Source organism: Priestia sp. FSL P4-0332 (genome assembly GCF_038005845.1).
Lineage (GTDB): Bacteria > Bacillota > Bacilli > Bacillales > Bacillaceae_H > Priestia.
In genome coordinates, this window is the sequence record NZ_JBBOUA010000001.1 from 1,232,711 (window position 1) to 1,256,495 (window position 23,785).

At 38.7% G+C, this 23,785-nt stretch carries 22 protein-coding genes and 2 riboswitches; of the genes, 15 read left to right on the plus strand and 7 right to left on the minus strand.

Features of this window, described 5'->3' with window-relative positions:
- The first annotated feature begins 351 nt into the window (after positions 1-351).
- Complete coding sequence (locus MKY06_RS06275; protein WP_213019893.1) at positions 352-2,508, plus strand: PAS domain S-box protein; 2,157 nt, start codon at positions 352-354, stop codon at positions 2,506-2,508.
- An 18-nt stretch (positions 2,509-2,526) separates the two neighbouring features.
- Positions 2,527-3,030 (plus strand): methylated-DNA--[protein]-cysteine S-methyltransferase, encoded by a 504-nt coding sequence (locus MKY06_RS06280; RefSeq protein WP_098278364.1) that lies wholly within the window; start codon positions 2,527-2,529, stop codon positions 3,028-3,030.
- On the opposite strand, the gene MKY06_RS06285 is transcribed toward MKY06_RS06280, so the two are convergent.
- The 4 genes from MKY06_RS06285 to MKY06_RS06300 all read right to left on the minus strand — a co-directional run bounded on the left by MKY06_RS06285 (position 3,031) and on the right by MKY06_RS06300 (position 6,755).
- A complete protein-coding gene (locus MKY06_RS06285; protein WP_013055953.1) occupies positions 3,031-3,195 on the minus strand; it encodes a hypothetical protein in 165 nt (54 codons plus the stop codon). It abuts the gene before it with no gap.
- A 133-nt stretch (positions 3,196-3,328) separates the two neighbouring features.
- Entirely contained in the window at positions 3,329-4,387 is a 1,059-nt protein-coding gene (gene mtnA / locus MKY06_RS06290) for an S-methyl-5-thioribose-1-phosphate isomerase (protein WP_013055954.1), read from the minus strand.
- Positions 4,388-4,422: 35 nt separating this feature from the next.
- Positions 4,423-5,595: an S-methyl-5-thioribose kinase gene (gene mtnK, locus MKY06_RS06295; protein ID WP_029325077.1), complete on the minus strand. Its 1,173-nt coding sequence runs from the start codon at positions 5,593-5,595 to the stop codon at positions 4,423-4,425.
- Between the two features lie 135 nt (positions 5,596-5,730).
- Positions 5,731-5,881: riboswitch (SAM riboswitch) on the minus strand.
- 91 nt (positions 5,882-5,972) lie between these two features.
- Complete coding sequence (locus MKY06_RS06300) at positions 5,973-6,755, minus strand: carbon-nitrogen family hydrolase (protein ID WP_029325078.1); 783 nt, start codon at positions 6,753-6,755, stop codon at positions 5,973-5,975.
- A 112-nt stretch (positions 6,756-6,867) separates the two neighbouring features.
- Here MKY06_RS06300 and MKY06_RS06305 point away from each other — a divergent pair, with 112 nt between their 5' ends.
- The 10 genes from MKY06_RS06305 (at position 6,868) to MKY06_RS06350 (ending at position 17,278) form a co-directional block, all read left to right on the plus strand.
- Positions 6,868-8,040, plus strand: coding sequence for a pyridoxal phosphate-dependent aminotransferase (locus MKY06_RS06305; protein WP_053487010.1), 1,173 nt, complete (start codon positions 6,868-6,870; stop codon positions 8,038-8,040).
- A gap of 130 nt (positions 8,041-8,170) precedes the next feature.
- A riboswitch (SAM riboswitch) is annotated at positions 8,171-8,277 on the plus strand.
- Between the two features lie 79 nt (positions 8,278-8,356).
- Complete coding sequence (mtnW, locus tag MKY06_RS06310; protein WP_098278365.1) at positions 8,357-9,601, plus strand: 2,3-diketo-5-methylthiopentyl-1-phosphate enolase; 1,245 nt, start codon at positions 8,357-8,359, stop codon at positions 9,599-9,601.
- Positions 9,598-10,263 carry a 2-hydroxy-3-keto-5-methylthiopentenyl-1-phosphate phosphatase gene (locus MKY06_RS06315; protein WP_013055959.1) on the plus strand — a complete coding sequence of 222 codons (666 nt, stop codon included), beginning with the start codon at positions 9,598-9,600 and terminating at the stop codon, positions 10,261-10,263. Before mtnW ends, MKY06_RS06315 begins: the two co-directional genes overlap by 4 nt.
- Complete coding sequence (locus MKY06_RS06320; protein ID WP_289912384.1) at positions 10,260-10,898, plus strand: methylthioribulose 1-phosphate dehydratase; 639 nt, start codon at positions 10,260-10,262, stop codon at positions 10,896-10,898. Before MKY06_RS06315 ends, MKY06_RS06320 begins: the two co-directional genes overlap by 4 nt.
- A 15-nt stretch (positions 10,899-10,913) precedes the next feature.
- The gene (locus tag MKY06_RS06325; protein ID WP_013055961.1) at positions 10,914-11,429 is read left to right on the plus strand and encodes a 1,2-dihydroxy-3-keto-5-methylthiopentene dioxygenase; all 516 of its coding nucleotides are present in this window, start codon (positions 10,914-10,916) and stop codon (positions 11,427-11,429) included.
- Between the two features lie 122 nt (positions 11,430-11,551).
- Positions 11,552-12,628, plus strand: a complete 1,077-nt coding sequence (locus MKY06_RS06330; RefSeq protein ID WP_098322008.1) for a sugar ABC transporter substrate-binding protein — start codon at positions 11,552-11,554, stop codon at positions 12,626-12,628.
- Between the two features lie 16 nt (positions 12,629-12,644).
- Positions 12,645-14,150, plus strand: coding sequence for a sugar ABC transporter ATP-binding protein (locus MKY06_RS06335; RefSeq protein WP_029325083.1), 1,506 nt, complete (start codon positions 12,645-12,647; stop codon positions 14,148-14,150).
- Positions 14,147-15,181, plus strand: a complete 1,035-nt coding sequence (locus MKY06_RS06340) for an ABC transporter permease (protein ID WP_063670934.1) — start codon at positions 14,147-14,149, stop codon at positions 15,179-15,181. The genes MKY06_RS06335 and MKY06_RS06340 overlap by 4 nt, the downstream gene beginning before the upstream one ends.
- An 86-nt stretch (positions 15,182-15,267) precedes the next feature.
- The gene (locus tag MKY06_RS06345) at positions 15,268-16,608 is read left to right on the plus strand and encodes a CoA-disulfide reductase (RefSeq protein ID WP_098278367.1); all 1,341 of its coding nucleotides are present in this window, start codon (positions 15,268-15,270) and stop codon (positions 16,606-16,608) included.
- A 430-nt stretch (positions 16,609-17,038) separates the two neighbouring features.
- Positions 17,039-17,278 (plus strand): aspartyl-phosphate phosphatase Spo0E family protein, encoded by a 240-nt coding sequence (locus MKY06_RS06350; RefSeq protein ID WP_013055966.1) that lies wholly within the window; start codon positions 17,039-17,041, stop codon positions 17,276-17,278.
- Positions 17,279-17,342: 64 nt separating this feature from the next.
- Here the strand turns inward: MKY06_RS06350 and MKY06_RS06355 are convergent, their stop codons facing one another.
- Both MKY06_RS06355 and MKY06_RS06360 read right to left on the minus strand, forming a co-directional pair.
- Complete coding sequence (locus MKY06_RS06355; RefSeq protein ID WP_029325085.1) at positions 17,343-18,074, minus strand: ZIP family metal transporter; 732 nt, start codon at positions 18,072-18,074, stop codon at positions 17,343-17,345.
- Between the two features lie 156 nt (positions 18,075-18,230).
- Positions 18,231-18,998, minus strand: coding sequence for a DUF4931 domain-containing protein (locus MKY06_RS06360; protein ID WP_063670938.1), 768 nt, complete (start codon positions 18,996-18,998; stop codon positions 18,231-18,233).
- Between the two features lie 199 nt (positions 18,999-19,197).
- Here MKY06_RS06360 and MKY06_RS06365 point away from each other — a divergent pair, with 199 nt between their 5' ends.
- Both MKY06_RS06365 and MKY06_RS06370 read left to right on the plus strand, forming a co-directional pair.
- A complete protein-coding gene (locus MKY06_RS06365; protein WP_013055969.1) occupies positions 19,198-19,668 on the plus strand; it encodes a MarR family winged helix-turn-helix transcriptional regulator in 471 nt (156 codons plus the stop codon).
- Positions 19,669-19,838: 170 nt separating this feature from the next.
- Positions 19,839-21,533 carry a M3 family oligoendopeptidase gene (locus MKY06_RS06370; protein WP_098239393.1) on the plus strand — a complete coding sequence of 565 codons (1,695 nt, stop codon included), beginning with the start codon at positions 19,839-19,841 and terminating at the stop codon, positions 21,531-21,533.
- A 23-nt stretch (positions 21,534-21,556) separates the two neighbouring features.
- Here the strand turns inward: MKY06_RS06370 and MKY06_RS06375 are convergent, their stop codons facing one another.
- Complete coding sequence (locus MKY06_RS06375) at positions 21,557-23,140, minus strand: PAS domain S-box protein (protein WP_098322010.1); 1,584 nt, start codon at positions 23,138-23,140, stop codon at positions 21,557-21,559.
- 340 nt (positions 23,141-23,480) lie between these two features.
- On the opposite strand from MKY06_RS06375, the gene MKY06_RS06380 reads away from it, so the two are divergent.
- Positions 23,481-23,747, plus strand: coding sequence for a hypothetical protein (locus MKY06_RS06380; RefSeq protein WP_013055972.1), 267 nt, complete (start codon positions 23,481-23,483; stop codon positions 23,745-23,747).
- Positions 23,748-23,785 lie beyond the last annotated feature (38 nt).

Consider the following 23,785-nt stretch of genomic DNA (forward strand, 5'->3'; position numbering starts at 1 on the left):
AGGTTTTATCTGTTTCGTTCCTTCTAGTAGTTGATTGGAGGGCAAGCGACGAGGAGGCTCAGCCGCCGCCTGCGGAAAGAGAAGCCTTGCACAGAAATCAACGGCGGTGTAACAATTGATCTATACTAGGGCGCTTATCCAATTTGTTCGTTTTTAAATTAGATTGGTGTAGTTATGTCCCAGCCTCTTTTATTCATACTTTCTTTCTAAATAGCGGGATAATGTGAAGAAATGTCGCATTTTGAATAAACGTGCCTAATTTTAAAAAGGTAAAAAGCAAATCTTGTAGAATACTAAGTCTATAGATAAAAGGTGGGGAAATGGGAAGTGCAAAAGAAAGGAGCAATGAGCATGTCACCACATAGAGAATTAACATCTGAAGCTGCGCAAAAGCAGCAAGGTGAATTACAGCAGCTACGAGCTATTTTTAATGACGTATTAGATGCCATTGTCGTATTTGATGAGTATTTTCAAGTTATAAATGCAAATGAATCAGCCTGCGGGCTGTTTGAAAAAACAAAGGATGAGCTATTAACGCATCAAATGAAAGATTTTCTGATGTATTTTCCGTATGACATGATTGAAGCGTATTATCCTGCACTGTTAGAAGAAAGCTATTTCAAATATGAAGGCGCGATGACGCTTCGAAGCGGCATGATGAAACATGTTGAATTTACTTCACACAAACATAGTCACATGTCGGGCATTATTGTGTGTACATTTCGAGATATTACGCAGCACAAAATGATGGAAAATGAACGGTTTATTAGTCATCATATGTTTATGGATGTATTTAATGAAGCGGTAGACGGAATTGTCATTTTTGATCGAACGGGTCAGCTTATCGACGCGAACCCTTCATTTTGCGAACGATTAAATTATACAAGAGCACAGCTTCTAACCAAAACATTAGAAGAGCTTGTAGAACCTACTTATCATTATAAGGTGAAAAAATTATGGAGAACTCTGCATCAAGAAGGAAAGACAAGCGGTGAGCTACCGATCAGGCTCGAAAATGGAGACGTTACTTTTTTTGAATTTACCACAACGGCTAATATATACAGTCAATACTATATGTCCATTATGAGAGACGTGACGGAAAAACGGCTGATGGAGCAGCAGCTGTTGAGAAGCGAAAAAAATTTCAGGGCTATTTTTGAAAATGCGATTGAAGCGATCTTGATTTGGAGAGACGATGGTGAAATCTTGAACGCTAATCTTGCTTCTTCGCGTACATTTGAGCTGCCGTTAAACAAATTAATTGGAAGCAATTTGTATACGTTTATCGATACAAAAAGCTTTAGTGCGTTAAAGGTGCTCCAAACGTTTCAAACAAAAGGAGAAATTCGCAATCAGCTTCCTTTTTACATGCCAAATGGAGAAATCAAACAGTTGGAATTCACAGGGAAAAAAGGCATTATAGAAGGAGACCATTTAACGATTTTTCGAAACATCAGTGAACGTACAAAAATCGAACAGGAGCTTCGGAATAACGAAGAGAAATTCAGACAGATTTTTAATGGTTCGATCGATGGGTTAGTTTTATGGGACGGCAAGCGAAATATTATTGATGTAAATTCTTCTCTTTGTGATATTCTAGAACTCAGCAAAGAGGAGATTTGTGCGCACTCCATGGAGGATTTTATTTCTTCAGCGAATTTAGATGTGGTCATTGAGCATAAAGAAACGATTGAGCAAAAAGGGGAAGCTGAAGGAGAGATTACGTACGTTACGGGGAACGAAAAAGTTAAAAATATCGAATTTTCTACGAAAAAAGATATCTTGCCAGGTCTATATATGACGCTTTTAAGAGACGTAACGGAACGAAATCAAATGCAAGAGCAGATTCGGAAATCGGATACGCTTCAAGTAGTCGGACAGTTAGCAGCTGGGATTGCGCATGAAATCCGCAACCCGATGACGGCTTTAAAAGGGTTTGTTCAGCTGTTAGAAAGCAGCATTCAAGAAGATCACTCTCTTTATTTTGATATTATTAAATCTGAATTAAAAAGAATTGAAACCATTATTACAGAGTTTCTAGTACTCGCTAAGCCACAGGCCGTAAAGTTTGAAAAGAAAAATCTAGCTGCGGTTGTTAAAGAAACGATTGATTTATTAAATGCTCAAGCGCTTTTAGAAAATATTCAGTTTGAACTAAGTGTGTCTCCTCAGCTGCCAATGGTGTACTGCGAGCCGAACCAGATTAAGCAAGTACTAATAAATGTAATTAAAAATGCAATTGAAGTCACGTCAAACGGAGGAAGAATTATTGTTGAAGTTTACTCTACAGAGCCGCACTACGTGACGGTCTCCATTCGAGATCAAGGAGACGGAATGCCCGAAGAGCGCATCAAGCGCTTAGGAGAACCATTTTATACGACAAAAGAAAAAGGAACGGGACTCGGTTTGATGGTCTCATATAAAATTATCGAAGAACATAAAGGGCGAATTGAAGTGGAAAGCAAAATAGGAGAAGGCACAGCTTTTCATGTTATTCTTCCAGCTTAATTAGAAAGGATAAAAAATATGTACTACGGAGAAATGAATTTATTTTCTGATTTAAAAATTTATATTGTAGCCTCGGAAAAAGGGGTTCAACATATTTGGTTTGATAGCGATGATCATAGCGAGCAGCTTAAAAAACTTGTCCATGATGAGGATTATCACCATGTGAAAGAAGCAAAGAGACAGCTGCAGGATTATGCTACAGGGCGCACGCTAACATTTGATTTGCCTTTGGATGTAAAAGGAACAGACTTCCAAAAAGAAGTGTGGTTAACGCTTAAAGGTATACCTTATGGACAAACGTGGTCTTACAGTGAGGTAGCGGAGTCTGTTAATCGCTCTAAAGCCGTAAGGGCTGTGGGACAAGCGAATCGTCGAAATCCACTGCCTATTATTTTACCTTGTCACCGTGTGATTGGAAAAAATGGAGCATTAACAGGTTATGCAGGCTCCCAAACTCATATAAAAGAGAAACTATTAATGCTTGAAAGAAATGTAGCAAAAGGCGCTCTGGAGTTGAAATAACTATTCACCGTCTAATTTCCAGCCTTCTCCTTGCACAAAAACACCGTCAATTTGTTGAGGAGAAGGGAGGGAATTTAGTTCTTCATCTTTGGATAAATCGAATAGCTGATATTGCTGCTTACGATTCAGCGCTTTGTTTTTATCCGTTTTTTGCTCTGAACTCATATTTACTCCCCCTTATTCAAAAAGAATCCCCTATAATATATGTAGAAAAAGAAGAGAGTACTGTTACAATTGTGTTACAAATGCAGTTGGAAACCAGTGCTCAACAAAAAAAGCCGCATAGCAGCGGCTTTTTTTATTGAGCAGATTGCAGCAAAACTTTTTGAATGGATTCAAAAGACGGAGAATGGATAATTCCATGCTCTGTAATAATGGCCGTAATCAGTTCGCTTGGCGTCACATCAAAAGCTGGATTGTACACAGAGATTCCGTCTGGAGCAATTTGTGTATCTCCAATGTGCGTTACTTCTTTAGGTGAACGTTCTTCAATAGGGATGCTGCTGCCGTCTTGAATAGATAAATCAAATGTGGACTGCGGCGCTGCTACGTAAAATGGAATACCGAATGCTTTCGCTAAAAGAGCAAGTCCATATGTTCCAATTTTGTTAGCCGTATCGCCATTTGCTGCAATGCGGTCAGCACCTACAATAATCCCATTAATTCCTTTTGTTTTAATTGTATGAGCAGCCATATTATCCGTAATCAGCGTCACGTCCACTCCCGACTGCTGAAGTTCCCATGCTGTTAAGCGAGAACCTTGAAGAACGGGTCTTGTTTCACAGGCAAATACTTCAAGCGGAATATCGCGCTGCTTAGACAAGTGAAAAGGTGCTAATGCTGTTCCATAATAAGCTGTAGCAATTGAACCAGCATTACATATTGTCATGATTTTATCTTTCTTTTTAAATAAAGAAAGAGCATGATCTCCAATTCGGTAGCACGTTTCTTCATCTTCTACTTGAATTTGAATAGCTTCATGAACAACTTTTGTTTTAGCTTCATTAACGGACGAAGCGGATTCAGCGCTTTTCGCTACGCGCTCCAATGCCCAAAATAAATTGACGGCAGTAGGGCGTGAACTAGCTAAATACTGTTGATCAAGAGCTAGCTTTTTGTTAAATTCCTTGACTGAATCTGTGTCATAGCTAAGCGCAGAAAGAGCAAGACCAAAAGCCGCCGTAATGCCGATTGCAGGGGCTCCGCGTACTTTCAAGGTAGTGATAGCATCCCATACGTCTTTAATGGTTTGCAGCTTAATATATTCAACTTTGCCAGGAAGCTGCTGCTGATCTAATAAAGTAATATATGATTCATTCCATTCCACTGAGCGCGGAAGTGATAGTGTATTTGTCATGCTGATACCGATCCTTTCATTGTGTACATTATTCGTTATCGAAGTAAATGTTCAAATTCATTTGGTGAAACGTCTTGTTGGTGCAGAAGCAAATAACGTCCAATTTTTAACGCAGTACGTTTAGCGTTAATTTTTCTTTCCTCTGAAGAAATTTCGTCTAAGTCCGCCACGTGAGCTAAGCCAATCGTACGTCGAATGATTTCACATCCTGCATATCCAACAGCATCTTGCCACGTTTGCGTTAAAATTTCATGTAATAAGCGCTCATCTTTAGCGAAAGGTTCAGTGTTTTCAGAATGCCAAAGCGCAGTAAAGGTATCTTTGAATACGTTCCATGTGTTCGTAATGTGTGCAAATAACGGTTCACGATTTGTTTCTCGAGAAAGAGCATTTAAAAATAAATTCGCAACAAATTGCCCTAAATCGAATCCAAACGGACCGTAAAAAGCAAACTCTGGATCAATCACTTTCGTTTCTTGACTGCTAGCAAAGATGCTGCCTGTATGTAAATCACCGTGGATTAGCGTTTGCGCATTTGTTAAAAATTTATATTTTAATTTTGCTGCTTGTAGCTTTACATCACCATCATTCCACAATTCTTCTACATCAGGACGCAGCGCTTTTTCAAATTCATTTGTATCAATATCAAAAAAAGGATCTGTAAACACTAAATCTTCCGTAATATTGCATAAGTCCGGGTTGCTGTACTTAACAACTTCTTCTTTTTTATCCTGAGGCTTTAAGGCGAAATCAGACGTTTTGAACGCAATATGTCCTAAAAAAGAACCGATATGCTGTGAGAGCAGTGGATAACTTTCACCTTGAATAAGTCCGGCGCGAGAAATCGTTAAATGAGACAGATCTTCCATGACCGTAACAGCAAGCGTTTCATCGTGGTAATAAACAGCGGGCACAAGTTCTGGCGTAAATGCACCAAATTGCTTGAGCGCATTGCTTTCAATTGTGGCACGGTTCAATGATAGAGGCCAGCTTTCGCCTACAACTTTTGCATAGGGAAGTGCTTGTTTGACGATAATGGATTTATTCGTTTGATCATTTATGATGTGAAAGACGAGATTTAAGTTGCCGTCACCAATTTCACGGGCAGTCAGCGCTTCTGTGGCATCAAAAAGACCTAGCTTTTTCACAAGTTTGATTGCTGAAATTTCTGTTAAAGGCTGATACTTCTCTGTTTTTGTTGTTGACATCGGAATCCCTCCATAGTTTATTAAACTGATTTGTTTACTAAGTTAATAGGTTTAAGAATATATGGAGGCTTTTATAATTTTAGAAAATATAAAAGCCTCTTTCGTTGGAAAGAGGCTTGATTGTAGTGTTCAAACCTCTTATCTGCCAGAAAGAATTACTTTCTGTTGGAATTAGCACCGTGCCTTTGTAAAAGATGTTTTACGGGTGTGATCCATCTTAGGATGGAATGACGGTCGGTTGCTGGGCTTCACAGGGCCAAATCCCTCAGCCAACTCTTGATAAGAGTACGATTACTTATTCAATTTTGATTTGTTTGAATATTTTATAATATCTGGTGAAAATCGTATCATGCAAAAAAACGGCTGTCAATACATAATTAATAAAATTCTGTGCGGCGATCTGTAAAGACAGGAATTTGTTTACGAATTTCTTTTACAAGTTCCAGGTTAACGTCAGCACTTAAAAGTTCTTCGCTATCGCCAGCTTCAGCGATTATTTCTCCCCACGGATCGATAACTAAGGAATGTCCGGCAAATGTGTTATTAGGATCTTGGCCTACACGATTACACGCGATTACATAGCATTGATTTTCGATTGCACGGCTAATGAGCAGGGCTTTCCAGTGGGCAAGTCTTGGAGCCGGCCACTGAGCGACAACAAACAAGACTTCTGCTCCGCTGCTAGTATGAACCCGAATCCACTCTGGAAAACGAATATCGTAACAAATAACTCCTGCGCACAGTGACTGTTCAAGTGTAAAAAGATTTTTTGCTGTTCCTGCTTCGAGATAGAGGTGTTCATCCATTAATTTAAATAAGTGCAGTTTACTGTATTCTGATACTTCACGACCTTTTCGGTCAAAAATATACATCGTATTCGTGACGCCTTGCTCTGTTTTTTTTGCAATCGAACCTGCCACAATATTTACTTCGTTTGTTTTAGCAAACTGAGAGATTAATTGCTTGGCTTGCTGCCCTTCATCATCTGCAATTTCGTCTAGCCGCGTCAAATCATAAGCTGTATCCCATAGCTCCGGAAGCACAAGGATATCAGGGTTTTCTTTCAGGGCTTCCGTCATTTTTTGTTCGATATATTTTCGGTTTTTAGTTGGGTTTCCAAACGCAATATCAAGCTGCAAACACGTAATTTTTACACTCACTTTATCATCCGTCCTTTTTTTAGTAGTTGAAAAAAATGACTTTACAAGTTGAGTATTACAATATATTATTTGTGACTAGAATTTCAAGAATTTTTTGAGAAGGTGTGCGATGATGAAACAATTTGAGCAATCGGAACTATTAAAAAGTTTACCAAAACAATTTTTTGCATCACTTGTAGGCAAGGTAGGAAAAGTAATGGCCCAAGGGCACGACGTTATTAACTTAGGGCAGGGAAATCCTGATCAGCCTACTCCTTCACATATTGTAGAAACACTGCAAAAAGCAAGTGCTAATCCTATGCATCATAAATATTCTCCATTTCGGGGGCACCAGTTTTTAAAAGAGGCTGTGGCGACTTTTTATAAGCGAGAATATGGCGTCGATGTGGATCCTGAAAAAGAAGTAGCCATTTTATTTGGCGGAAAGGGTGGACTTGTTGAAATCCCGCAGTGCTTGTTAAACCCTGGAGATACGGTGCTGGTTCCGGATCCTGGATATCCTGATTACTGGTCTGGAGTAGAGCTTGCAAAGGCAAAGATGGAAGTGATGCCGCTCACGGCTGAAAATCATTTTCTACCCGTATACGAAGAGATAAGTGAAAGTGCTAAAGAACAGGCAAAACTCATGTTTTTAAACTATCCGAATAATCCTACTGGTGCAGTGGCAACGGCAGAATTTTTTGAAGACACCGTGGCATTTGCTGCCAAGCACGATATTTGTGTGGTACACGACTTTGCCTACGGAGCAATTGGATTTGATGGTAAAAAGCCAATCAGCTTTTTACAGACTTCCGGTGCAAAAGAGACGGGAATTGAAATTTATACTCTTTCTAAAACGTATAACATGGCGGGATGGCGAGTTGGATTTGCTGTAGGAAATGAAAGTGTAGTAGAAGCTATTAATCTTCTTCAAGATCATATGTATGTCAGTCTCTTTGGGGCGGTTCAAGAGGCAGCAGCCGCAGCTCTGTTGGAATCTCAACAATGTGTGAATGATTTAGTTAAGCGCTATGAATCTAGACGCAATACCTTTATTCAAGGGCTTCGAGAAATTGGTTGGGATGTTACATCTCCAGCAGGCTCCTTTTTTGCATGGCTAAAAGTTCCTAAAGGATATACTTCCGAACAGTTTTCAGATTTACTTCTTGAAAAAGCGCACGTTGTAGTTGCGCCTGGTGTAGGCTTTGGAACATATGGTGAAGGCTATGTGCGCGTAGGACTGCTGACGGATGAAGAGCGCATGAGAGAAGCTGTATCTCGAATAAAAAAATTAAATTTATTTTAAAAACGCATTGACAACTCTTTTTGAGTTGGCTTAATATGTAAGAAGTTAACGAGATTAATAACCTATAAATCCTAGCGGTATTTTTTATTTAGTATATAATCTACGAATTCAATTTAAATAAATAGCAACTTTCTTATTAAGAGTAGGTGGAGGGACTAGCCCGATGAAGCCCGGCAACCGACTTAACGCATGTTAAGCACGGTGCTAATTCTTGCAGCAGCAGCTGAGAGATAAGAAGAGCAACGAAAGCCTCTTCTTAATCACAGAAGAGGCTTTTTTATTAACGATATTAAACAGCAAGGGAGTTTTTAGCATAATGAGCGAAATCGTTGCAAGCTACTTACTACATGATAATAAAGGGAATTTTCATAAAAAAGCGGAAGGAATCGCTTTAGGACTAACCGTCGGCTCATGGACAGATCTGCCGCTTTTAGATCAACAGCAGCTTCAAAAGCATAAAGGGCGCGTCGTGTCAGTAACTGAGCTTCAAGATTGCGAACGTGTAAACGGATATTTAGGCGGAGAAATTAAGCAGGCTATTGTCAAAATTGCTTATCCAACTGCCAACTTTTCAAAAGATTTACCGGCTATTTTAGTTACGGTTTTCGGAAAACTATCACTTGATGGAAAAGTGAAATTATTAGACTTGGATTTTCCTGATGAATTATTAGCTGAATTCCCAGGACCGCGCTTTGGAATAGAAGGTATCCGAGAGAAATTAGGCGTTTATGACCGTCCGCTTGTGATGAGTATTTTTAAAGGCGTGATTGGAAGAGGTATGACGTACTTAACAACTCAGCTGCGTGAGCAAGCGCTTGGCGGAGTGGATTTGGTTAAAGACGACGAGATTTTGTTTGATAGTGAACGAACACCTTTTGAAGCTCGTGTTACAGAAGGGAAAAAAGTACTGAATGAAGTATACGAAAAAACGGGACACCGCACGCTGTATGCTGTTAATTTAACGGGACGAACGTTTGAATTAAAAGAAAAAGCGAGAAAAGCAGCTGAGCTAGGAGCCGATGCTCTTTTATTCAACGCATTTGCTTACGGGTTAGACGTACTGCAGGAACTTCGAGAAGATGATGAAATTAACTTGCCGATTATGGCACACCCAGCTGTTAGCGGAGCGCTTACGCCATCAGAATTTTACGGTTTTTCAAATTCATTACTGCTTGGAAAGCTATTGCGCTTAGCCGGAGCAGATTTTTCACTGTTTCCATCACCATACGGAAGCGTAGCGCTTTCTCTTGAAGATACGACAGGCATTGCCTACGAATTAACGCGTCCTGTATACAAATATAAGCAGTCTTTCCCGGTTCCTTCAGCAGGAATTCATCCTGGAATGGTACCGCAGCTTATGAAGGACTTTGGAATCGACAGCATTATTAATGCAGGAGGCGGAGTTCACGGTCATCCAGACGGAGCTATCGGAGGAGGAAAGGCATTCCGTGCGGCGATAGATGCAGTACTCTCTCATCAAACACTAGCCGAAAAAGCGGAAGAATCAAAAGAGTTGCAAAAAGCCTTAGAACTATGGGGAACAGTAGAGGTGAAAGCATGACATCGTTAAAAATCTTTTGTGACTTTGATGGAACAATCACAAATAGCGATAACATTATTGCTATTATGAAGCAATTTGCTCCTCCGGAGTGGGAAAGTATTAAAGACGACGTGTTGGCACAGCGCGTCTCCATTCAAGAAGGAGTAGGGCAAATGTTTGCCTTGCTCCCCGTGGAATTAAAGGAAGATATTATTTCTTATATTTTAGAGACGTCTGCTATTCGAGATGGATTTGATGATTTTATTGCCTATACAAAAGAGCACCATATTCCGCTTTATATTGTAAGCGGAGGAATTGACTTTTTTGTAAAACCACTTTTGGGAAATCGAGTTGCAGAGGAAATGCTCTACTGCAACGGATCTGATTTTTCCGGTGAGCGCATTTCCATTACGTGGCCTCATACATGTGATAAACAGTGTACAAATAACTGCGGCTGCTGTAAGCCAACGATTATTCGCCATCTTGCAGATGAAAGAGATCATACGGTTGTTATTGGCGATTCCATTACGGATTTGCAGGCTGCCAAATTAGCTGATACGGTCATTGCACGTGACTTTTTAATCAAAAAATGTGAAGAGCTATCTCTACCGTATCGTCCTTTTTCTACTTTTTATGATGTGATTCATCATTTACAAGAATTAACAGAAGAGGTGAAAGCATGAGTATCATGGCTCAGCAAAGATTGCATGAGCTTGCGGATATAAAAGATGAGCTGGCAGAGCGCGATTGGTTCTTCGGTACAAGCGGAAACTTAGCAATTAAAGTGGATCAAAATCCGACAACTTTCTTTGTATCAGCAAGTGGAAAAGACAAAAGAAAACGTACAAATGAAGATTTTTTATTAGTTGATCAATACGGAAAGCCTGCAGAAGACACGCATTTAAAGCCTTCTGCTGAAACGCTTTTGCACGTTAAGATTTACGATTTAACGAATGCTGGGTGCAGTCTTCATGTACATACAATCGACAACAACGTGATCTCTGAACTGTACGGAGATGAAGGCGTTATTTCATTCAAAGGTCAAGAAATTATTAAGGCGCTAGGCATTTGGGAAGAAGATGCGGAAATTACTGTTCCGATTATTCCGAATTACGCAGATATTCCGACACTAGCAGAAGAGTTTTCTCACCATATAAAAGGCGACCAAGGCGCGATTTTGATTCGTAACCACGGAATTACAGTATGGGGGAAAAATGCATTTGAAACAAAAAAAGTGCTAGAAGCCTATGAATTTTTATTTAGCTACCATATTAAACTACTGTCACTTAAAGGCCTTAAGCCAAAAGTGCATTTATAAAAGGAGGAAGCAACAATGGCGCAAATTCGCTTACATGTAAACAATAAAAGAATTGAAACTCAAGAGGAAGTATCAGCTTTTCTGGCAAACAATGAAGTTATTTATGAAAACTGGGATATTACAAAACTTCCAGAAAATCTTCGTGAAAAATATGATTTAACTGATGAAGAAAAAACAGAAATTTTAAACGCTTTTGGTGAGGATATAAAAGATATTTCTGAACGCCGCGGCTATAAAGCTCAAGATGTTATCTCGCTATCGGAATCTACACCAAATATTGATGAATTGTTAAAAAACTTTCAGCGCAAGCATATTCATACAGATGACGAAGTTCGCTTTATTGTAAGTGGTCATGGAATTTTTGTTATTCAAGGAAAAGACGGCGAATTTTTTGATGTTGAATTAGAGCCGGGTGATTTAATTTCAGTACCAGAAAACATTCTTCATTACTTTACACTAATGGAAGATCGTAAAGTAGTCGCTGTCCGAATTTTCGTGACAACTGAAGGATGGGTACCTATTTACGCATAACAATTACTTGTAAAGCATAGGTCATCATCACCCCGCTTTTACATCTAAAAGCGGGGTATTCTTTGGATTATTATAAAACTAACTATTTTTATGTGAATAATAAGTTTAATGGGAGGAACACCATGAAAAAGAGTAAAAAAATGCTGTGGCCACTTACTTTGCTCGTGCTTCTAGTCTTTGCGCTGGCTGCCTGCACGAAAGAACAGCCAAGTCTAAACGAGAAAGCACAGGCAACTCCAGCGCAGCAAGCGGCTTCTGCTAAGCCTGTACAGCAAGAAGGAAAAAAGGTTACGAAAGATACAAAAATTGCGCTTATTTCTGAATTTACGTCAGGCACTCATGCTGCTCAATATATAACAGGTGTGACAAAAGCGGCTAAAAAAGCAGGAGTACAGCTATCCGTTTCTGATTCAAACAATGATCAATCCAAAATGGCTGCTTATTTAGACACGGCTATTAACCAAAATGTTGACGGTATTATGATTGACCACGGCCGGGCTGAAACTCTTGAACCTGGTGTGAAGCGCGCGATTGCAAAAGGAATTCCCGTTATTGCAACAGACGTAGAATTAAAAGTAGAAGGCGTTACAACCATCGATCAAGACGATTATATGCTTGCGCTCCAGGGCTTGAAACAAATGATGCAGGACATTAACGGAAAAGGAAACATTGTATATGCGTTTGTTGGAGGCTTTGCGCCGATGGAAAAGCGCGACAGCATTTATAAAATTATGATGAATCGCTATCCAGATGTAAAACAAATTGCCACGTTCGGAAGCGCAACGGACAATACCTCATTAGACACACAAAATAAAATGGCAGCTGTGTTGAAGCAGTATCCAAATAAAGGAGACATTGCGGCCGTTTGGGCACCTTGGGACGAATTTGCAAAAGGAGTAACAAGAGCGATTAAAGAAGCAGGACGAGACGAGATTAAAGTGTACGGAGTAGACTTATCTGATGAAGATTTGCAAATGATGCAGGCAAAAAACAGCCCGTGGAAAGCGTCAGCTGCCGTAAATCCAGCTTCAGTAGGAGAAAAGCAAGTTGATCTGCTTCTTAAAAAGATTTCCGGTCAAGACATCCCTCGCTATTATTCCTTTGATCCGGTTTTAGTCAAACAAACAGACTTGCCTAATCAAACGATTAATATGGATCAGCTTAGTCAGTACGTAGAAGAATGGGGTAAAAAAGAATAGAAGTGGAGGGATAGAGATGACGAACGAGCTTTCAATGAAGAACATTATAAAAAACTTTGGTTCTTTTCAAGCCCTGAACAAAGTTGATTTTACTGTTCAAAAAGGGGAAATTCATGCTTTATTGGGAGCCAATGGTGCTGGTAAAAGTACGTTGATGAAAATATTGTGCGGAGCTTACGACGAATACGAAGGAAAGATCTATAAAGACGGAGGTGAAATCTCCATTTCTTCTCCTAAAGAAGCTAAGCGCCACGGCATTGGCATTGTGCATCAAGAAGTCGATGTAGCGCTGATTCCTTCGCTATCAGTAGCTGAAAACATCGTGCTAGATGTGCAGGCTTCTAAGAAAAGTAAGACATTTGTAAACTGGAAATCTATTTATAAAAAAGCGGAAGAAGCTCTTGCTTTACTTGGTTCTTCTCTATCCGTTAGAAAAAATGTTGTTGATTTAACTCTATCAGAGAAGCAGCAGGTGCTTATTGCACGTGCAATTGTACAGAACGTTGACTATTTAATTTTGGATGAACCAACCGCACCTCTTAGTGTGGAAGAGACGAAACAATTGTTCTCTGTGATGAGAGAGCTGAAGAAAAATGGAGTAGGTATTATTTACATTTCACATCGTCTTCAAGAAGTGGTAGATATTTGTGACCGCTTAACGGTTTTAAAAGACGGACGCTATGTAGCCACAAAAGAAACTTCACATACCTCGATCGAAGACGTGATTACACTTATGTTAGGAACGGCTTCTGTAAAGCAGTGGGTCAAAAAATCAGTAGAAGTTGGAAACCAACTTTTACACGTAGAAGCATTATCTCTTCCAGGGCGGCTTTCTAATATCTCTTTTCATGTAAAAGAAGGAGAAGTAGTCGGTATTGCAGGGCTTGTGGGAGCAGGGAAAACGGAGCTTTGCCGAAGTCTATTTGGATTGGAGCAATATGTCAGCGGCAGTGTTGAGTTAAAAGGCAAGAAATTAAAGTTGAATAAGCAGCCGTATTATTATATTGCACAAGGTCTTTCTCTTGTTCCTGAAGAACGAAGAAAAGAAGGGATTTTTGTCCATGAATCGATTGCGGATAACTTAGTTTTGCCAAGTCTGTCCCGCTTTACAAATTATTCGTTTCTAAAGCGAGGAAAGATCAAAGAAAAAGCGCAGAAAACGACTGGGCAAGTTGGAGTAAAGTCTCATTCTATCGAGCAGTCAGTTGGAACGTTAAGCGGTGGAAATCAGCAGAAAGTAGCAATCGGAAAATGGCTTGTTACGGACTCTGACGTACTGTTGTTCGATGAGCCAACTAAAGGGGTCGATGTAGGCTCCAAGCGAGAGATATTTGATTTAATTACAAATCTTGTGTCACAGCAAAAAGGAGTTGTTTATGCAACCTGTGAATTCGAGGAGCTGCTAGGGGTAGCGGATCGAATTTATGTTATGTACAACGGAAAAATCGTGAAAGAATTATCCAAAGAAGAAGCAACTAGTGAAAAATTATTTTATTATACAGCAGGAGGAGTAAAAGGATGAGTGCGGAGTATATAACAGAACCTGTAGCGAAACCAAAGAGAAAAATAAGCGTTTTCGACTTTTTTTATAAATATGGGACAGTCTTAATGATTTTTGTTATTATGATTATTTTTTCCATTGCCACACCTAACTTTTTAACAGGAGAAAACATTAGTGATATCCTGCGCTCTATTTCCATTGTTACCTTAATCGCGCTTGGTGTAACGATATCGTTAACCGTCAACGGACTCGATTTATCTGTAGGGTCTACGGCTGGATTAGCCACTATTTTATCAGCCTCTATGCTTGTTTTACACAGACAAGAAATTGCAGTCGCTATCATTGTTCCGATTATTGCATCGCTTCTTATCGGGTTAGTAAATGCTTTTTTAGTAGTGAAAGTAAAGATTCCTGATATTTTAGCTACTCTTTCAATGATGTTCATCGTACAGGGGATTTTATTAACGTATACAAAAGGCTCAGCTATTTATACCAATATGCCTTTACCAAGCGGAGACAGAGCTCCGGGAATTTTTATTCCATCTTTCCTTGCGCTAGGGCAAGGTCACTTTCTAGGTATTCCTGTTCCTGTTATCATTATGCTGCTGACTGTGCTGCTTGTTCATATCGTTTTTTCCTATACGAAGTTTGGGCGTTTTTTCTACGTAACAGGAGGGAACATAGAAGCTGCAAGACTTTCGGGTGTACCGGTTAACCGTTACCGTATGTATGCCTATATGTTTTCAGGTTTGCTTGCTGGAATTGGAGGAGTCGTTTTAGCTGCCCGTATTGGAGTAGGAGAAGTGAACGCCGGCTCACCATTTTTAATGGATGCCGTAGCTGCTACATACATTGGCTTTTCCGTATTTGGAGCAGGGAAACCAAATGTATTCGGGACGCTGATTGGCTCTATTTTAATTGGTGTGCTGTTAAATGGGTTAACAATGCTAAATGTTCCGTATTATATGCAAGACATTATTAAAGGAGCTGTATTAGCAGGAGCCTTGGCTTTGACGTATTACCGCTCGAAACAAACATCTACGGCTGTGTGAACAGCCGTTTTTTTTCGTTTGAAATCGGGAAGAATAAGGAAAAACAATAGTATAGCCTATTATTTATGTAGAAAGAGGGAGTATAGATGAAACGTGTCGTCATTATAGGAGGAGTAGCCGCCGGAATGAGCGCAGCTTCACAGCTTCGCCGGATGAAAGAAAAAGAAGAAGTGGAAATCCTTGTGTTTGAAAAAGGTGGAGATATCTCTTACAGCGCATGCGGCATGCCTTACTATCTGTCAGGTGTTGTAAAAGAAAAAGACGATTTGATTGCTCGGACGAAACAAGAATTTGAAGAGCGAAACATCTCCGTCCATCTTTTTCACGAAGTTAAAGAAGTAAATCATACAAAAAAATACATAGTAGTGCAAAATGTAAAGAGGCAAACGGAAAAAGAGATAACATATGATGAACTCATCATTGCAACTGGAACAACGGCTGTTAAACCCAATTTTATGAGTGATAACATGCCGAATGTATGCACATTAAAGTCATTAGAAGACAGCGAAAGAATCTATACATATCTACAGGCTCACTCCGTAGAGAAAGTCACCATTATCGGCGGAGGATATGTCGGAATGGAAGTAGCTGAAGCAATGAAGGCTTTGGGAAAAGAAGTACGGGTTATTGAACAGGGAAAGCAGATTCTATCTATTTTAGATCAAGAAATGGCAGAACATTTACAAAAGCAGTTAGATGACGATATTTTATTTCATTTCGAAGAAGAAGTGGAAGCATTGCTGCATTCAGATGGTTCCGTCACTCACGTTCAAACAAACCGTCAAACGTATCAAACAGATTTAGTGATTGTAAATGTAGGAGTTCGTCCGAATACGCAATTCTTAGAAAGAAACGGACTAAGGATGCTTGAAAATGGAGCTATTTTAGTAAACGAGAAGTTGGAAACCAACGTGCCTCATGTCTACGCAGCAGGAGATTGTGCAACGAGCTATCACCGCGTATTAAAAAAAGATGTTCATATTGCTCTTGGAACCATTGCCAATAAGCAGGGAAGGGTTCTTGGTTACCGATTAGGGGGAGAAAATAGAGAATTTCCGGGTGTTGTAGGTACAAGTATTGTCAAAGTGATGGATTATGAAATTGGGAAAACCGGCATTTCAGAAAGAGAAGCAAGAGAAAATTCTCTTTTATACAAAGCCATCACGGCCGAAGCTCCGAGTCATGCGTCTTACTATCCAGGAGCTGAAAAGATTGTAATAAAACTTGTTTATCATCCTGAAACAAAAGAGATTTTGGGGGTTCAAATGATTGGTAAAGAAGGAGTAGCAAAACGAATCGATGTATTTGCGACAGCTATTACTTGCCGCCTCACAACAGATGAAATAACCATGCTAGATCTTTCGTATGCTCCTCCTTTTGCTACGGTATGGGATGCTGTACAAATTGCTGCTCAGAAAGCTGAATAGAAAAAGATGGAGGGACAAAAGTATGAAGATCCGAACAAATTGATTCTTGATTAAGAATCAACTTCGTTCGGATTTTTTTGTGGTGATGGTGAACGCAGGCTTCATATATTTAGCTGTTGATTGGAGGGCAAGGCGAAAACTCCTGCGAGACAAGCGGTTCAGCTCATGTATCCCATTTGTTCGTTTTTAGATTGTATTGATTTCGTTATGTCTCAATCTTTTTTCTATTCGACAAGCAGCATCTTTTGTCGAAAAACAAGTTGTAAAAAAAAGATAAATGGTATTCCTATAGTAATGTAAGCGTTTTTAAATTCCGACAAAATAATTTTTTTGCAAAAAAAATGTCTATTATTGCGACTCTATTTACATATTTAGTAGAATTTGTAATAATGCGTTATAAGCTAATTTTTTTGTCATAGGAGAGGATTTTGTGTTTGGAGTGAGAAATAGAACGAAATCAGAGAGATTATTAGTAGAAATCGTCCAAAAAAGACAAAAGATGGTGCAGATCGGAGAAGAAAAAGGTTTGACTAATGAAGAAACCGTTACCTGTAGTCAAGAGCTTGATCAGCTCTTACTCGTTTATCAAAAGCAGCGTTTAAAAGAAGAGGAAGAAAAGACATCGTTTGCCACACTGATTAGCCGCTTTTTATCTTTTTCAAAGCTGTAATGCAGGACAAGCATTCGGGATCGGGCAGTAAAACAATTATGCTGCCCGTGGCCTCTCTTCACCTTTAAAAAATGTTAATTAAAAAGATCATAAACAAAATACCAAAAATAAACGAATAAGTAGCAAATCTTTCGTTTCCATCGCCGTGACTTTCTGGAATCAACTCTTTATAAATAATAAAAAGCATGGCTCCAGCAGCAAAAGCTAATCCATATGAAACGAGAGAATCAACAAAATTAGTTAAATAAAACCCGAGTAAAGACGTTACAATCTCAACGGAGCCTGTAAGGGTAGCAATTAAAAATGCTTTTATTTTATTGATATTTTGCTGAGCTAAAAATAGCGCGACCAACAGTCCTTCAGGCGCATTTTGAAGACCGATTGCAAGGGCGATTAAGTTCCCTGTATTTTCAACATTTGAAGCGTAGCTAACACCAACAGACAGTCCTTCAGGAAGGTTATGCAAAGTAATAGCGGAAACAATTAAAAGTGCTTTTTCGTCAAACTGAATGCCGGTTTTAGAATGCTCAAGGTCAATGTGAGGAATATTCTGCTCCAAGAGTGTTAATGTTACAACTCCAAGCAGTAAGCCAATGGCTAAGGGAAAAAATCCGCCGCTTTGAAGAGATTCTGGAATCAAGCTCATAGTAGAAGCAGCTGTCATAATACCTGCAGTGAGCGCAAGAAGTATATCTTTCCACCGATGAGTGAGTTCTTGATTCAAAAACAGAATAGGCAAAGCGCCTACTCCAGTCGATAGTGCAGAAAGAATGCTTCCAATTAGTACCTCAGTCATAAACCGTCTCCTTTTACGTATTCTTCTTTTTATCCTCAATTCACATCGTTCTTTTAGTGTATGTTTTTTGTTTTCTATGAGCATGACTATTTTAAAAATGAATAGCTTTATGCAATAACCTTACAAAAAAAGTTGAACCAGTGAAGGTTCAACTTTTTAGGTAAAGTACAGCTCCTGAACTTGGTTAGCAATGTGCTCAAGCTTATTGGAAACTTGAGGAATGCCATATCCTACATACAAAGGAGATGTGGCAAAGCGAGGAATGATTTTCGCCGCAATTTTGCCGTTTTTAAGATTATAAAAAAATAAGTTGTAGCTCGTGCAGCTACGATGAAAATGATTTAATAAATAGTGAGCAGCCGTTTGAAGATAATCTGCAAATGTGTGCAGCTCTTTGTCAAGCTTATCCGTTATCACGTTAAATTCAAAAAAGCCCATTCTAGGTTTTACAGATAAATTAAATGTGACGTGTTCATTTTTGGCAATTGTGACTCCTTCAAACTGTTCTAGCTTCACATTTTCATTTACATCCATCTCATTTAAACCAATAATTTGCATATGAGGATGCCGTAACGATCCTCCGGACATAGGTCCATGGTTTTTGAAGAAAAGAACAGAAGCATATTCACCGCTGTTCATCATAGATATCCATCGTTCAGTAGCGAAGCTCAGCAAGGTGTACAGATGTTCTTTTGGATAAACAGATAGTTCCGAGGAACATTCATCGGTCTCAATAATAACCGTCTGATAAGCATCTTGCAGAACAGGAAATTTATTCTTTAGCCAAATGATAGGTCCTTGTTTTTCAATGATGCCTGTGAGAGATTCAACGTCACAAAATGGACAGGGATTTTGCCGGTTAACGATTGTTTCAGGCTTTTGTGAACCAATCGCGGAATTAAATAATAAATGGGTTGGTTTCATAATCATTCACCTTTTTATGTAATGGTCATATGTTTATTGTATTAAAAGCATATGTATAAATCCACTTATATACATTTTTTATCAAAAAAATTGTACAAGCGGAGAGAATAACCGATGAAATAAGCCTGCTTTGATTGACTTTGAAGGGAAATTTTAGTATTATCTTGATATCAAGATAATATTAAAGGAACTGATTAAAATGACGAATGATGTAACTAGAGAAGAGTTAGACCAATCTCTTAAATTATTTATTGTACTATCTCGTGCCAATCGTTCAATTAATGATCATGTGCATAAATTTATTCAACAGCATGGAATGAATCCAACCGAATTTGCTGTCCTAGAGTTATTGTATCACAAAGGTCAACAGCCTCTGCAGCAAATTGGCGGAAAAATTCTACTCGCAAGCGGCAGTATTACTTATGTAGTAGACAAACTTGAGAAAAAAGGCTTCTTAGAGCGCGTTGCTTGTCCGAACGATCGCCGCGTAACCTACGCAGCGATCACTCCGCAAGGCAAGGAAATGATTGAAAGTATGTTTCCGAGTCATGAAAAAAGAATTCATGATATTCTATCCGTTTTATCTAGCGAAGAAAAGGAAGTTGCTATTTCGATGCTTAAGAAACTGGGGCACTATGCAGATGAATTTTTACCGGAATCGACTAATTAACTAAGGAAAGCTCGTTTGTTTCTGTTGAACAAACGAGTTTTTTCTATGACTTCTTTCATAACCAATCGACATAAAAAATAAAAAGTTACAAAAAATTGAAATTAACAGGAATACAGCTGGATAAAAACGAATTAGGTTACATACAGACAATAGAGGAAGGGGAACAAATGATGAAATTTGAGAATTATACATATACGCGACCTGATATGAATGAAATTGAAAAGCAGTTTGAAAAGGCCATTACACATTTTACGGAAGCAGCGTCAGTCAGTCAGCAAAACGAGGCAATTCGTCTAGCAAACGATGCGTATTCTCAGTACAGCACAATGGGGAACATCTGCTATATTCGTCATTCTATCGACACAGCGAATGAATTTTATAAAGAAGAACAAGACTATTTTGATGAAACACAGCCGCTTTTAGAAGGATATGTAGAGAAATTTTACAAAGCGTTAATCTCTTCGCCTTTTAAAGAGAAACTAGAAGAAAAGTGGGGCAAGCAGCTGTTTTCTCTTGCTGAAATGCAGTTGAAAACGTTCTCTCCTCAAATAGTAAAAGAGCTGCAGGAAGAAAATAAGCTATCGTCTCAATATACGAAACTAGTGGCGTCAGCCAAAATTTTATTTGAAGGAGAAGAAAGAACGTTAGCTCAGCTCGATCCGTTTATGGAGTCCCCTGATCGAGAAATGAGAAAAAAAGCAGCAGAAGCGAAGTTTCAATTTTTCACCGATCACCAAGAGGAATTTGATGATATTTACGACAAGCTTGTAAAAGTGCGGACCAAGCTTGCTGAAAAATTAGGCTATAAAAATTTCGTAGAAGTGGGCTATGCTCGTATGTCTAGAATAGGCTACGATGCTGAAATGGTTGCCGCTTTTCGCAAACAAGTAAAAGAGTATATTGTTCCCCTTACTGAAAAACTAAAAAAGCGTCAGCAGGAAAGAATTCAAGTAGAGAGCTTAACTTATTATGATGAACCGTTTCAGTTTGAAACAGGAAACGCAGTGCCAAAAGGTGATGAAAAGTGGATTATTGAAAATGGACGGGTAATGTATAAGGAGCTTTCTAAAGAGACGGACGAATTTTTTTCATTTATGCTTGAAAATAATTTGATGGATTTAGTCGCTAAAAAAGGCAAAGCAGGCGGAGGCTACTGTACGTTTATTGAAGAATACAAAGCGCCGTTTATTTTTTCAAATTTTAATGGAACATCAGGCGATATTGATGTGTTAACGCATGAAGCAGGGCATGCTTTTCAAGTGTATTCCAGCCGAGATATGGAAACCAATGAGTATCACTGGCCTACGCATGAAGGAGCTGAAATTCATTCGATGAGCATGGAGTATTTTACATGGCCTTGGATGGAGTTGTTCTTTAAAGAAGACAAAGATAAATACCAGTTTTCTCATTTAAGCTCAGGCTTAACTTTCTTGCCTTACGGGGTAGCGGTAGATGAATTTCAGCATGCTGTATACGAACGCCCTGAGATGACGCCTTCGGAACGAAAACAAACGTGGCGAGAAATCGAAAAGAAATATATGCCTTCTAAAAACTATGACGGCCATCACTATCTAGAAAGCGGGGGCTTCTGGCAGCGCCAGCTTCATATTTACACGTCTCCGTTTTATTATATTGATTACACGCTCGCTCAAATTTGTGCATTTCAATTTTGGAAAAAAGATCGAGAAAATCACGAACAAGCATGGCAAGATTACGTTCATTTGTGTAAGCTTGGCGGAAGTAAGCCGTTTTTAGAATTAGTAGAGGAAGCGAATTTGATCTCTCCATTCGAAGAGGGCTGCGTGCAGTCTGTAGTAGATGAAATTGAAAACTATCTAAATAGTATTGATGATAAAAAGCTATAAAAAAGCCGCGTTTGCGGCTTTTTTTATTGACATGTTCCTTCTTTCCATAGAGGAATCGTAAGGGTAACGCTGGTTCCTTTGCCAACAGTGCTTTTAATCTCAAATGTTCCTTTATGCTGATACAAAATGTTTTTAATCACAACAAGTCCAAGACCGGTACCTGAGGGCTTCGTGGTAAAAAAAGGCTTTTGAATGTGCGTAAGCAAATGTGAAGGAATGCCGACTCCTGTATCTTTAATGAAAATAGTAAGATCTTTAGTATGCTGAGTAACGTTTAAATGGATTTCTCCTCCGCTAGGCATAGCTTCGAGCGCATTTTTTAATAAATTAATGAGTACTTGCTTAATTTGATTTGCATCACAGCAGATGTATGTATGCGGGGCTTCCACCTGCGTTTTAACTACGACATTTTTTAATATACATTCTGATTCATACAGAAGAATAACGTCATTTAAAATAGTAGAGAATGCCTGCTTTTTCATAACCGTATCATGAGGTTTAGCGAGCAATAAAAATTCTCCAACGATTGAGTTAATACGATTCAGTTCGCTCAGCATGATGGTTGTATAAGAATGATAGCGGCTGCTGTCTTCATGAATAAGCTGAATAAACCCATTCAGAGAAGTAAGCGGGTTTCGAATTTCATGAGCGATTCCCGCTGCCATTTCGCCGGCTAAAGATAACTTATCGGTTTGGCGAAGAAATTTTTCTGTTTCCTTTTCTTCGGTAAGGTCCCGTGAAATACCAAAAAGCGCAACGACCTGTTTATCACGATTAAAAATAGGTGAAACAGTGATTTCTACATCAATTATTTTTCCGTCTTTTCGCTTATCTTGGGTTTCAAAGGCTACCAGCTTTTCTCCTTTTTTAACCCTTTCCAATCGGCTTTCAGCGCCGCCTTTTGAGCCAGCAGGAATAAATGGAATGGCTTTTCCGACAATTTCTTCCGCTTTCCATCCGTATATTTGCTCAAAAGCATCGTTTACTTTAATCACTTTGCCATCTAGGCTGAACACGGCAATGGCGTCGCGATTGTATGTAAAAAAAGATTGTAAATACTCTTGAGCTGAGTACAGTTCATCTTCGGTTTTGTTCATTTTGATCGTGGTAATAGCAATCAGCTTTTTAGAGAAATGAGCACAGTACAACAAAATAATCATTGTGATCAGCGTAAACAAAATAAAATAAACAATATCTAATTTTACGAAGGTCACAGATGTAAAAAGAGTGTTGCTTACATAAAAGTACAAAACAATCACAATAGACATCAATGTAGAAATTACAATAGCGATATAGCTATAATAAATAAAGCTAACAATAATTCCAAGAAACAAAAATAAATAATTAATAACAGCAGGTTCAATAGATGTCATGTACGCAATATAGGCATAATAGCATATAAAAAAAGAATACATAATGATGATAGGATGAAAACGAAAGTAATACATAGCCGTCACTACCAATAATAAAATTCCTCCGCTTATAAAAACAATCAAATGAGGGTCAGCTGCAATGAAGTGGTATAACACAATGTGGACAAAATATAGCAGCCAAAAAATAAGTAAAAGAATAAAATTCCGTTTTTTTATGAGGTTGTGTGATTCCATAAAAAATCCCTTTCTTAAATGGTGAATAATTTTATAGGAGAATAACTTTATAGTCAGCTAGTTGCACGATATAGTAATATATCACTCATATTAGCATAGTTACAACTGTGTGAATAGCCGAATTGAGCACTTAGACCAAGGAAGATAGATCTAGAATGTAGCTGGTCATAAACTATTAAGGAAATATGAGGGGAATATGGACGAAATGAAGGGGATGTAAAGCTTTTGTGATAACCTTGTAAAAGTGAACTTTTTTCTAATTGGATAGGCTATACTGCCAGTAGAGCCATATGAATGGTAACTACATAGAGGCTCAGATGATTCGAAAGGAGACGGTAAAATGAACAAAAGTTTATTAGTCAAGTTATTTGGATCACTTCTAGCAATTATGTTAATCACAGCATGCAACTCACAAACGGATGAAAAAGATGCCACAGAACAGCAAACAGAACAGTCGGATGATACTCAAGCGGAGGATACAACTACAGATGATTCACAGGAAACAATGAAGCAAGACGAAGCAGATGATTCATCTGGGGATGAAGCAGCTGATGATCAAGAAGAATCAACGGATAGTGCTGACGAAAAAACAGATGAAAGTAAATAAACGTAAGTATTTCTATAAAAAAAAGCGACTCAAGTAGA